The following is an 11679-nucleotide window of genomic DNA, read 5'->3' as shown; positions in this document are numbered from 1 at the left end:
AGATGTGTATAAGAGACAGAACCCGGCGGCAGCGAGGGCGCGGAGGCGATCCGTGCGCTGCTGATGCAGGGCGATGTCGCGCGCTGGAGCGCGCGCAGCGAAGCCTTGCTGTTCGCCGCGGCGCGGGCCGATCATGTCGAGAAGACGATCCGGCCCGCGATTGGCGCTGGCCGGTGGGTGATCTGCGACCGCTTCCTCGACAGCAGCCGGGCATATCAGGGTGTTGCCGGCGGGATCGACGATGCCGCCGTGCTCGCGCTGCACGCGTTCGGTTCGCGTGGACTGCTGCCCGATCGCACGCTCGTGCTCAAGCTGTCGCCCGAGCAAGGGAGCGCGCGCGCCGCGCTGCGCGACGGCGACGCCTCCGATCGCTTCGCGGCGCGAGGCCCCAAATTCCATGCCGACGTTGCCGCGGCGTTCCGGCGTTTCGCGGCGAACGAGCCCGCGCGCTTCCGGATGATCGATGCCGCAGCGGGAATCGAAGATGTCGCCGGCTCGGTCCTCGCAGCGGTCGCGGACTTGCTGCCATGACGCTACCGCTCGGCAACGACGCCGCGCATCAGGCGTTCGCCGCCGCAATGGCGAGCGGCGCGCTGCACCATGCCTGGCTGTTCGCCGGCCCCGAGGGGATCGGCAAGGCGACCTTCGCGCGCGCCGCGGCGCTGCGCTTGCTCGCGCAAGGGGCGGGGGCGGACTTGCCGCCCGGTTTCGACGTTCCCGAGAGCGACCCGCAGCGTAAGCTGATCGCTGCCGGCTCGCATCCCGACTATCGCGAACTGACGCGCCAGCCCAAGGACGGCGACAAGACCGGGCTCGATCTTGCGCGGAGTATTCCGATCGCGCAGGTTCGCGCGCTCGGGCCGATGTTCGCGACGCGGCCGTCGATGTCGGACCGGCGCGTCGTGATCATCGACTCGGTCGATGACCTCGAGCGGCCGGGCGCGTCGAATGCCTTGCTCAAGAACCTCGAAGAGCCGCCGCAGGGGACGATCTTCCTGCTGATCAGCCATGCGCCGGGCCGGTTGCTCCCGACGATCCGCTCGCGCTGCCGCCAGCTGCGTTTCGATCCGCTGGGCGACGCCACCATGACGTCGGTGCTCGAGCATCTGCTGCCGAGCGCTGATCCGGCCGAACTGACCGCGCTCGTCGGCGTCGCGCATGGCTCGCCGGGGCGCGCGCTTGGTTTTGCCGGGCTCGATCTCGCAGCCCTCGACCAGGCGCTCGCGGTGATCGCGCGCGAGGGCGACCCGGGCAACGGCCGCCGCGTCCGGCTCGCCAAGTCGCTCGCGCTGAAGGCCGCGCAGAAGCGCTACGAGGCGTTTCTCGACCGGGCCCCCGCCTTCATCGCGGCGCACGCTGCCGAGCGCCAGGGCGAACGCCTGCGGATCGCGCTCGACGGGTATGACGCCGCGCGCGAGCTGGCCGCGACCGCGCGCGCCCTGACGCTCGATGCGCAGGCGACCGTCTATGAAATGGCGGGGATCGTCGCCCGGCTCGCCGCGTAACGCTGGCACCGCGGCGAGGCTTCAATATCGCGCGCGGATGCCCTAGGAGGCGCGCATGACCGATCCCTATTACATCACGACCGCGATCAGCTATCCCAACGGTCGCCCGCATATCGGCCACGCCTATGAGGCGATCGCGACCGATGCGATCGCGCGCTATCAGCGCCAGCTGGGGCGTGAAGTCCGCTTCCAGACCGGGACCGACGAACATGGTCTCAAGATGGTCCAGGAAGCGCGCAAGCGCGATCTGACGCCGCGCGCGCTTGCCGATGAAATGAGCGGGTATTTCAAGGCGATGGCCGACGCGCTTGATATTTCGTACGATCGCTTCATCCGCACCAGTGACGAGGATCATTACCGCGCCAGCCAGGCGATCTGGCGCGCGATGGAGGCGGCTGGCGACCTGTATCTCGACCGCTACGAGGGCTGGTACTCGGTCCGCGACGAAGCGTTCTACGACGAGAAGGAGCTCGTCGAGGGCGAGGGCGGCGTCAAGCTGTCGCCACAGGGCACACCGGTCGAATGGACCGCCGAGGAGACGTGGTTCTTCAAGCTTTCCAAATACCAGCAGCCGCTGCTCGATTTCTACGCCGCGAACCCGGACTTCATTCGCCCCGAGGCGCGCCGCAATGAAATCCTGCGCTTCGTCGAGGGTGGGCTCTCGGATCTTTCGGTCTCGCGCACCAGCTTCGACTGGGGCGTGCCGGTACCGGGGAGCCCCGGTCACGTCATGTACGTGTGGGTCGACGCGCTGACCAATTATCTGACCGGCGTCGGCTATCCCGACGATGTCGAATTGTACGAGACCTTCTGGCCGGCGCAGCTGCACATCATCGGCAAGGATATCGTGCGATTTCATGCGGTTTACTGGCCGGCGTTCCTGATGAGCGCGAACATTCCGCTGCCGCGCGCGGTGTTCGGGCACGGCTTCCTGCTCAACCGCGGCGAGAAGATGTCGAAGTCGGTCGGCAACGTGACCGATCCGATGGAACTGGCGACGCGCTTCGGTGTCGATGCGCTGCGCTATTTCCTGCTACGCGAAGTCAGCTTCGGGCAGGATGGCAGCTATTCGGAAGAAGCGATCGTCACGCGCTGCAACGCCGATCTCGCCAACAATCTCGGCAATCTCGCGCAGCGCTGCCTGTCGATCATCGCCAAGGCGTGCGGCGGCGTCGTTCCGGCGATGGGCACGAGGACCGCGGCGGAAGACGCGCTGATCGCGAGCGTCGAGGCGGCCGAGACCGGCATGCACAGCGCAATGACCGACCTTGCGCTGCATAACGCGCTCGAGGCGATCTGGTCCGCGGCGCGCGATGCCAACCAGTATTTCGCCGATCAGGCGCCGTGGAGCGTGCGCAAGACCGACACCGACCGGGCCGACACGATCCTCTATCATGCCGCCGAGGCGATCCGCCGGATCGCGATCCTCGCGCGCTGGGCGATCCCGGGCGGTGCGGACAAACTGCTCGACCTGCTTGCGCAAACCCCCGACGCGCGCAGCTTTGAAGCACTCGGCCATCCGCTCGCGCCGGGGCTGACGCTGCCGGCGCCGGCGGGGGTGTTTCCGCGGCTCGAAGCTCCGGCGGTGGAGGCCTGATGTTCGCCGACAGCCATTGCCACCTCAATTACAAGGGCCTGGTCGAGGGGCAGCAGGACGTGCTCGCCCGCGCCCGTGCGCGCGGCGTCCATGCGATGCTCAACATCGCGACGCGCGAGAGCGAGTGGGATGCGGTGATCGCCACGGCCGAGCGCGAAAGCGACGTCTGGGCGACCGTCGGCATCCATCCCCACGAGGCCGACCAGCACCCCGATATCGGCACCGCGCGACTGGTCGAGCGCGCGCAGCACCCGCGCGTCGTCGGGATCGGCGAGAGCGGGCTCGATTACTTCTATGATCACAGCGACCGCGACCGCCAGCGCGCGAGCTTCCGCGCGCACATCGCCGCAGCGCGCGAGACGCAGCTGCCGCTCGTCGTCCACACGCGCGACGCCGAAGACGATACCGCCGAGATCATGCGCGAGGAGATGGGGAAGGGGGCCTATCCCGCCGTCATCCATTGCTTCACCGCGAGCGGGGCGTTCGCCGATATCGCGCTCGAGATCGGCTGCTATATCTCGATCTCGGGGATCGTGACCTTCAAGAACGCCAAGGACTTGCAGGAAACCGCGGCGCGGTTGCCGCTCGAGCGGCTGCTGATCGAGACCGATGCGCCGTTCCTCGCGCCGGTGCCGCATCGCGGGAAGACCGGCGAACCCGCGTTCGTTGCCGATACCGCGGCGTTCCTCGCGCAATTGCGCGGCGAGCCGCTCGAAACGCTGGCGGCCGCGACCGCCGAGAACTTTCACGCTTTGTTCACCAAGACGCGCCTATGAAGTTGCGGATCCTCGGTTCGGGAACCTCCTCCGGGGTCCCGCGGATCGGCAACGACTGGGGCGCATGCGACCCGACCAATCCACGCAACCGCCGGCTGCGCGCGTCGATCTTGATCGAGAGCGCGACGACGCGGATCCTAGTCGATACCGGACCCGACATGCGCGAGCAGTTGCTGGCGGCGGGAGTCGACACGCTCGACGCGGTGATCTGGACGCACGATCATGCCGACCACACGCATGGCATCGACGACTTGCGCCAGGTGTTCCACGCGATGGGGCGCCCGGTCCGTGGGCTTGCGCGGCCTGACCTCAAGGCAATGCTCGAACGCCGCTTCAGCTATGTCTTTCGCGGGCACGACGGGTATCCGCCGACCGTGGTGATCGAGGCGCTCCCCGACACGATCACGATCGGCGATATTACCGTCTCGACCGTCGAGCAGCCGCATGGACCGTTCGTCTCGGCCGGACTGCGCTTCGACAACGCAGCGGGATCGATCGGATATGCGACCGATTTCAGCGCGATGACGCCCGATATGGCGACACTGTATCAAGGGCTCGACCTTTGGGTGGTCGATGCGCTGCGCCGACGTCCGCATCCGTCACATGCCGATTTGCCGAGCGTGCTGGGGTGGGTCGAGGCGTTCCGGCCCGGTCACACCGTACTGACGCACATGGACCAGTCGATGGATTACGCCACGCTCGTCGCCGAACTGCCGCCGGGCGTCGAGCCGGGCTATGACGGATTGGAACGGGCACTGTGAGCGACGGCGCGATGACGATCGTGCTGTATGTCCTCGTGCTGATCCTGCCGCTGAGCGCGCTTGCCGCGCGGCGTCTGCCGATCGGCGATGCGATCAAGATGGCGCTGGCATGGGTGGCGATCTTCGGGGTGCTGCTTATCGTCGTGACGCTTTGGCAGGGTGCGACCACGAGCGCTTGAGCCGTCGCTGACTGTTGCGCCATATCGGTGCAAGTTTAACATAATGTATATTATCGGACTTGCAGGTTACTCCGCTTCAGCGAGGCCGGATCGGCAAAGTCCAGCTTTACCCCCCCGAAGAAAGCGGCCTTTGCGGCACCACGCGATAAGCGAGATCATATCCCATCATTGAGATCGGATTGATGATGCCCCGTGCTTACCAAATGCCTGAATGCATAAACGCGCCGCGCTCGACTGATCTGTGGATCGCCGCATGATCCAGCCGATCCTTCTCACCGTCCCTGGATTGCTCGGTTCGAGCGACGACCATTGGCAGACGCGCTGGGAGCGCGAACGGCGCGATACGCATCGGATCGATCTCGGCGACTGGGATAATCCCAACCGGACGGTCTGGATGAGCCGGATCGATCAAGCGGTCGCTGCGGCGCGTGGGCCGGTCGTGTTGGTGGCGCACAGCCTGGGTTGCCAGGCTGTCACGTGGTGGGCCAACGCCTCCGGCCCAAGCGGCGCGTCGTCGGTCTTGGGAGCCCTGCTCGTCGCGCCGCCCGCGACCGAGCGCGCCGCGCTCGATCCGCGCATCGCGCGCTTCGGGAACGATCCGCGTCGGGCCTTGCCGTTCGTTTCGCTTCTCGTTGCGAGCGAAGACGATCCTTATGCCACGATCGAGGAGTCGCAGGCGCTCGCGCGCAAATGGGGTGCGGGGCTCGTCGATATCGGGCGCGCGGGGCATATCAATGCGCGCTCGGGCCTGGGGAGCTGGCCACAGGGGCAAGCCGCGGCGGAGCTGTTGCGCGACGCAAGGACGGGCAATGTCCGGACCTTGGCGCGGCAAGCGCAGGCGGTGCTGCTGGATGGCGAGTTCGATGCCACGCGCCCTATTCCCAGCGGGTTGGGTCACGCGTCTAGCCGGGATCGCACGCCGGTTCGTCATTGAGCATCGCGCCTCGAGCCGGTGCGGTTCGGAGCGCGCGGGGAAGAGATCGCCTTCGCCTGCATCCTGCGATACGGAAGGCCGTGCGCGGGCCTCTCGCGTCTGGTTCTAGCCGCGAGTTCGATATCACCATGCATTGCCCCCCTTCCGCTCGGAGTCTCGACATCCGCTTCGACAGGAATGTGCGGTGATCGCGCGTCTCGTCGCCATCATGGCACGGCTGCGCGATCCGGCGACGGGCTGCAAATGGGACGTCGCGCAGGATTTTGCGAGCATCGCGCCGTATACGATCGAAGAGGCCTATGAAGTCGCCGACGCGATCGCGCGCGACGACATGGCCGATCTCAAGGACGAGCTCGGCGACCTCTTGCTCCAGGTCGTGTTCCACAGCCGGATCGCCGAGGAAGCCGGCCTGTTCGCGCTGCCCGACGTGATCGCCGCAATCAGCGACAAGATGGAGCGCCGCCATCCGCACATCTTCGGCGATGCCGCCAACGGCGGGCACCAGCGCTGGGAACAGATCAAGGCCGAGGAACGCGCCGCAAAGGGTGCCGGCGGTGCGCTCGACGGCGTCGCGGTCGGCCTGCCCGCGCTGCTCCGCGCGGAAAAACTGCAGAAGCGCGCCGCGCGGACCGGGTTCGACTGGCCCGATACTGAAGGCCCGCGCGCGAAGATCCATGAGGAAATCGCGGAGGTCGAGGCAGCGGCGACGCACGATGAGCGCGAGGACGAGATCGGCGATTTGCTGTTCTCGGTCGTGAATTGGGCGCGCAAGCTCGGGGTCGACCCGGAGGCCGCGCTACGCCGCGGCAATGCGAAGTTCGAGCAGCGCTTCAAGGCGATGGAGAGCGCAGCGGGCGATGCTTTCGGGGCGCTATCGCTCGTCGAGAAGGAAGCGCTGTGGCAGTCGATCAAGCGTATACGGCAGGACTGAGCGCGCTTGCATAGGCACTCTGCACGGTCCAGCCGAGACTGGTGTAGAGCGCCCTTCCCTGATCGGTCGCGACGAGGATCTCGCGCGAGGCCGCATCCCGCCGCTGTCCGCGTAATGCGCCCATCACCGCATGGCCGAGACCGCGCCGTTGGTGATCGGGACTCGTGACGATCCGGTCATAGGCGAACACCCCCGCCGTCTCGGCCGCATAGCCGCTTGCCGCGAGCGTTCCGTCGGATGCGAGGATCGTCGCGGCGATCACGCCGTCGGTCTCATCGACCCTCAGACGATAGCCCGCAGCCAATTGGCGGCGTATCGGATCGACCGTAGCGGTCATTACCCAGCAGCGCGCCTGAAGCACCCAGCCGTTCGGCAGAAGCGCCAGCATATCGCCATCGGTCGCGCAAACCTTGATGAAGACCTGCGGTCGCTCGATCGTCCGCGCGAGCGTCGAAATCTCCCGATCGGCGCGCGCGAAGATGTAGCGGCACCATTCCACGTCGCTGCGCGTATCGACGCGCCAGCCGCCGTGATCGGCGACCGGCGCAGCAACCCCGCGTGCGCAGGAACGCGCCGCGACCCAGCCCGCGATCAGCGCGGGATCGACACCGCTAGCGCTGGGCGAAGCGCTCATAGTCGCGCTCGGCCATCCGGACGTCGTAGATCGCCTGCTCGCCTTCGACCGATTGCGACAGCACGTCGCCATGCGCGTGCAGCCACGCCGCACCCGCGCCGTCGCCGGCGTCGAGCAGGATCGTGTAGCGCCGATGGCTCGCGGTGAGCAGCGCGGCAACGGTGTCGAGCAGGCCCGCCACCCCTTCCCCGCTCAGCGCCGAGATCGCCACGACGTCCTCGCGTCGCGCGGCCTCGCCGAGCCATTCGGCACGCTCGTCTTCGTCGAGCAGGTCGAGCTTGTTCCACGCTTCGATCCGCGGCACCGACGTATCGACGCCGATGTCGCGCAACACGGTCTCGACATCGTCGCGCTGCACGAGCGTATCGGGATGCGCGATGTCGCGGACGTGGATCAGCAGATCGGCGGAGACCACTTCCTCGAGCGTCGCCTTGAACGCCGCGACGAGCTGGGTCGGCAGTTCGGAGACGAAGCCGACCGTGTCCGAGAGGATCGCCTTGTCGATTCCCGGCAGCGCGATCTGGCGCAAGGTCGGGTCCAGCGTGGCGAAGAGCAGATCTTCCGCCATAACGTCGGCGCCGGTCATCCGGTTGAACAGCGTCGACTTTCCGGCATTAGTATAGCCGACCAGCGCGATCACCGGCCACGGCGCGCGCTGGCGGCGATCGCGGTGCAGGCCGCGGGTGCGCGACACTTGCTCGAGCTCCTTCTTCAACCGCGCCATGCGATCGCGGATCAAGCGCCTGTCGGCCTCGATCTGCGTCTCGCCCGGGCCGCCGAGGAAGCCGAAGCCGCCGCGCTGACGTTCCAAGTGGGTCCAGCTGCGCACCAGCCGGCCCGCCTGGTAATCGAGATGCGCGAGCTCGACTTGCAGGCGGCCTTCGGCGGTCGCGGCGCGCTCGCCGAAGATTTCGAGGATCAGCCCAGTGCGATCGATCACCTTGGCCGACAGCGCCTTTTCGAGGTTGCGTTGCTGGACCGGCGTGAGGTTTGCGTCGAACACGACCAGCTCGGCCTCGCCCATCCGCACCGTCGCCGCGAGCGCCTCGAGCTGACCTTTGCCGATCAGCGTCGAGGGCTGGAGTGTGCGCACCTTGATCGCGACGCGATCTACCACTTCGACATGGATCGCCATGGCGAGACCGGCGGTTTCCGCCAGCCGCGCCTCAGCGTCGCGCGTCGATGCGCCGGTATCGGGATAGACGACGACCGCCTTGGCACCGCGCGCTACATCATCGCGGTCGCGTTCAAATCCAGTGGTCAATCTTCGTCCGAACCTGCTGTTTCATCAGCCAAATTGAGGGGGTGTGCGGGCTGGATCGTCGAGACCGCGTGCTTGTAGACGAGCTGCGCCATGCCGTCGCGCTGGAGCAGCATGCAGAACAGGTCGAACGCCGCGATCTGTCCCTGCAGCATCACGCCGTTGACGAGGAACATCGTTACGTTGTCCTCCGACTTGCGCACTGCGTTGAGAAAGATTTCCTGCAGCAACGGCTGCTTGCGCTGCGCCTCACCGACCGCATTGACGATCGCGTCGATGTCGACGGTGTTAGACGGCATGATCGTCGAAATCGCGTGCTTGTAGATCAGCTGCGACTGACCGTCGCGGCGAAGCAGCACCGAGAAATTGTCGAACCAGGTGACGATGCCCTGGAGCTTGACGCCCTTGACGAGGAACATCGTGATCGGGGTCTTGGTGCGGCGGAGCGCATTGAGGAACAGGTCTTGCAGAGACGTGTGCTTGTCGGCCATCGGTCGATCCTATGTTTTTGGCGGGTGGTTCCCGCAGTGCGCCGGTTCCGGCGTCGAGATGCGCCTGAGTGACGCTAGACGTGATTTAGGGTGCCGGGGGCGGTTCGTCCAGCGGGTGGGGGTAGAAAGGGGCGGCCGTCGCGTTTCCGTTACGCGCTCACCCACTCGCTTGTGAGCTCGCCGCGATGCCCCTCCGGCGCGAGCACCGCGCGCAAGGCGTCCAGCAAAGGCGGCAACGCCTGCGTGAAGGCGTAGGGCGGATTGACGATAAAAAGGCCCGCGCCATTATAGATGCCGGGCCGATCTTCATCGTACAGCCAATGCTCCACCCCCAGCACTTTCGGGATGCCGAGCTTGCGTACCTGTGCCTTCCACCGCGAATGCGTGGCGCGGTCTTTCAGCGGATACCAGATCACCGTCACGCCATGCGCCCATTTGCGGTGAGCGGCAGCGAGCGTTGCCGTGATCCGGTCGCGTTCGTCCAATTGCTCATAGGGCGGATCGACCACCACCACGCCGCGCGCGGTTCGGGGCGGCACCACCGCCAGCCATAGCTCATAGGCGTCGCGCTCGTGCACGGCAGCGGACGTGCCGCGCATCACGCCGCGCAAGGTATAGGCGTCATCGGGATGTTTTTCGTTGAGGATCAGGAAATCCTGCGGGCGCAAAAGCTGCGCGAGAAACCGCGGCGAGCCGGGGTAGAGCTGCGGCTCGGTACCGACATTCACCGCTTGTACGGCGGCGCGGTACGCGTCCAGCAAGGGGTTCTGGTCGGCAAAGGCCCGCAGCACGCCCTGCGCGGATTCGCCGGTGCGCTGGGCCTCGTCGCCACCAAGGTCGTACAGCCCGCAGCCCGCATGGGTGTCGATCAGCGTCAGCGCGCCCGGTTTTTGCTGCAAGGCCCGCACAAGGGCGATCAACAGGCTGTGCTTGACGACGTCGGCGCTATTGCCGGCATGGAAGGAATGGCGATAATTCATTGCAACTCAAAATCCTGACGATCGGCCTTTAGACGTGCTGCAGGGGGTTGGGTGGAGCACGCGTGGCGAAAGTACCAATCCGGGGCTCGTATAAAGCCGGTTGGAAATCTTCAACGCTCTTCCGGGACGCGCCTCAGGCCCGCGTTCGCGATCGTACCAGCGGCGGAGAATTGCGGCGCCGAGCGCTTGAGACTGCCCGATCATCGAGAGACCGGACGCGACTGGAATAACCGCGTCAGTCCCCGCCCGCCCCTCAATCCTCTCGCACCTCGGTGATCCCCAGCAATTTGAGCTTCCGGTGCAACGCCGAGCGCTCCATCCCGATGAAGTTTGCCGTCCGCGAGATATTGCCCGAGAAGCGCCGGATCTGCACGCGCAGATACTCACGCTCGAACGTCTCGCGCGCCTCGCGCAGCGGCGAGCCCATGATCGCCGTCCCGCTCCCACCGAGCTCGCCCGGATCGCCGAGGATGTCGGCCGGCAGCATGTCGAGGTCGATCCGCCCGATCCGGTCGCCCGGCGCCATGATGATCGTACGCTCGACCACGTTGCGCAGCTGGCGGACATTGCCAGGCCATTCGTACGATTGCAGCGCGACCATAGCGTCGGGCGCGACTTCAGGGGTCGGCACGCGACGTTCGGACGCGTAATGCGCCATGAAATGGTCGATCAGCGCGGGAATGTCCTCACGTCGCTCGGCGAGGCCGGGGATCGCGACGGGGACGACGTTGAGGCGATAATAGAGATCCTCGCGGAAACGCCCCTCGGCGATCTCGTGCGTCAGGTCGCGCGCGGTCGCCGAGACGACGCGGACGTCGACCTTGACGATGCGCTGCCCGCCGACGCGGCTGAAGCTCTGGTCGGTCAGCACGCGCAGGATGCGGCCTTGCGTGGCGAGCGGCATGTCGGCGATTTCGTCGAGGAACAGCGTCCCGCCATGCGCCTGCTCGAGCAGCCCCGAACGGACGAGCTGGCCGGCTTCCTCGGCGCCGAACAGTTCCTCCTCGACGCGCTCGGGCGTCATCCTTGCTGCATTGACGATGACGAACGGCGCATTGGCGCGCTGGCTCCAACCGTGGAGCAGCCGTGCGGCGACTTCCTTGCCGACGCCGGCCGAGCCCATGATCAGCACGCGGCTGCCCGTCGCGGCGACGCGCTTCAAGGTCGCGCGCACCCCGTTGATCGCGGCGGAATTTCCGGTGAGATCGTTGTTCTGCCCGACCGATTCGCGCAAAGACGCGATCTCGCGGCGCAAGCTCTCGGTCTCGGTAGCGCGCGCGACCATCAGCAGCAGGCGCTCGGCCTCGAACGGCTTTTCGATGAAATCGGCGGCACCGCGGCGGATCGCGGCAACGGCGGTGTCGAGATTGCCATGGCCCGAGATCATCAGCACCGGGATCGACGGATCGCGCCGCTTGATCTCGTCGAGCAGTTCGAGCCCGTCGAGCCGCGAGCCGTGGAGCCAGACGTCGAGCAGGACGAGCGACGGGCGGCGCACCGAGATCGCCTCGAGCGCCGAGTCGCTGTCAGCGGCGACGCGCGCGCCATAGCCTTCGTCTTCGAGGACGCCGGCGACCAGATCGCGAATGTCACGTTCGTCATCGACGACGAGGATGTCGAGGGGCATGGC

At 66.6% G+C, this 11679-nt stretch carries 12 protein-coding genes and 1 pseudogene; 8 read left to right on the top strand and 5 right to left on the bottom strand.

Features of this window, described 5'->3' with window-relative positions; all coding sequences use genetic code 11:
* Positions 1-18: 18 nt before the first annotated feature.
* From tmk to mazG, 8 genes and pseudogenes are all read left to right on the top strand, one after another.
* A pseudogene (gene tmk / locus QN347_RS12710) lies at positions 19-531 on the top strand (dTMP kinase); the annotation flags it as partial.
* A complete protein-coding gene (locus QN347_RS12705) occupies positions 528-1505 on the top strand; it encodes a DNA polymerase III subunit delta' (RefSeq protein ID WP_322163829.1) in 978 nt (325 codons plus the stop codon). The pseudogene tmk and the gene QN347_RS12705, both read left to right, overlap by 4 nt.
* A 55-nt stretch (positions 1506-1560) precedes the next feature.
* On the top strand, positions 1561-3102 hold the full coding sequence (gene metG / locus QN347_RS12700) for a methionine--tRNA ligase (protein WP_322163830.1): 1542 nt from the start codon (positions 1561-1563) through the stop codon (positions 3100-3102).
* A complete protein-coding gene (locus QN347_RS12695) occupies positions 3102-3878 on the top strand; it encodes a TatD family hydrolase (RefSeq protein ID WP_322163831.1) in 777 nt (258 codons plus the stop codon). Before metG ends, QN347_RS12695 begins: the two co-directional genes overlap by 1 nt.
* Positions 3875-4639, top strand: a complete 765-nt coding sequence (locus QN347_RS12690) for an MBL fold metallo-hydrolase (protein WP_322163832.1) — start codon at positions 3875-3877, stop codon at positions 4637-4639. Before QN347_RS12695 ends, QN347_RS12690 begins: the two co-directional genes overlap by 4 nt.
* Positions 4636-4818 carry a hypothetical protein gene (locus QN347_RS12685; protein WP_133188213.1) on the top strand — a complete coding sequence of 61 codons (183 nt, stop codon included), beginning with the start codon at positions 4636-4638 and terminating at the stop codon, positions 4816-4818. The genes QN347_RS12690 and QN347_RS12685 overlap by 4 nt, the downstream gene beginning before the upstream one ends.
* A 253-nt stretch (positions 4819-5071) precedes the next feature.
* Positions 5072-5752: an alpha/beta hydrolase gene (locus tag QN347_RS12680; protein ID WP_322163833.1), complete on the top strand. Its 681-nt coding sequence runs from the start codon at positions 5072-5074 to the stop codon at positions 5750-5752.
* 208 nt (positions 5753-5960) lie between these two features.
* Entirely contained in the window at positions 5961-6683 is a 723-nt protein-coding gene (mazG, locus tag QN347_RS12675; protein WP_322164204.1) for a nucleoside triphosphate pyrophosphohydrolase, read from the top strand.
* On the opposite strand, the gene QN347_RS12670 is transcribed toward mazG, so the two are convergent.
* The 5 genes from QN347_RS12670 to QN347_RS12650 all read right to left on the bottom strand — a co-directional run bounded on the left by QN347_RS12670 (position 6661) and on the right by QN347_RS12650 (position 11676).
* Positions 6661-7317: a GNAT family N-acetyltransferase gene (locus tag QN347_RS12670; RefSeq protein ID WP_322163834.1), complete on the bottom strand. Its 657-nt coding sequence runs from the start codon at positions 7315-7317 to the stop codon at positions 6661-6663. The genes mazG and QN347_RS12670 overlap by 23 nt on opposite strands.
* Complete coding sequence (gene hflX / locus QN347_RS12665) at positions 7295-8581, bottom strand: GTPase HflX (protein WP_322163836.1); 1287 nt, start codon at positions 8579-8581, stop codon at positions 7295-7297. The genes QN347_RS12670 and hflX overlap by 23 nt, the downstream gene beginning before the upstream one ends.
* On the bottom strand, positions 8578-9069 hold the full coding sequence (gene hfq, locus QN347_RS12660; protein ID WP_189674705.1) for an RNA chaperone Hfq: 492 nt from the start codon (positions 9067-9069) through the stop codon (positions 8578-8580). Before hfq ends, hflX begins: the two co-directional genes overlap by 4 nt.
* 149 nt (positions 9070-9218) lie before the next feature.
* Entirely contained in the window at positions 9219-10049 is an 831-nt protein-coding gene (locus tag QN347_RS12655; RefSeq protein WP_322163837.1) for a 23S rRNA (adenine(2030)-N(6))-methyltransferase RlmJ, read from the bottom strand.
* Positions 10050-10302: 253 nt separating this feature from the next.
* Entirely contained in the window at positions 10303-11676 is a 1374-nt protein-coding gene (locus QN347_RS12650) for a sigma-54-dependent transcriptional regulator (RefSeq protein WP_133188199.1), read from the bottom strand.
* Positions 11677-11679 lie beyond the last annotated feature (3 nt).

It is taken from the genome of Sphingomonas sp. 10B4, from assembly GCF_035019905.1.
In the GTDB taxonomy this organism is placed as follows: domain Bacteria; phylum Pseudomonadota; class Alphaproteobacteria; order Sphingomonadales; family Sphingomonadaceae; genus Sphingomonas; species Sphingomonas glacialis.
Note: the sequence above shows the minus strand (reverse complement) of the source record. Positions and strands in the feature narration are given on the sequence as shown.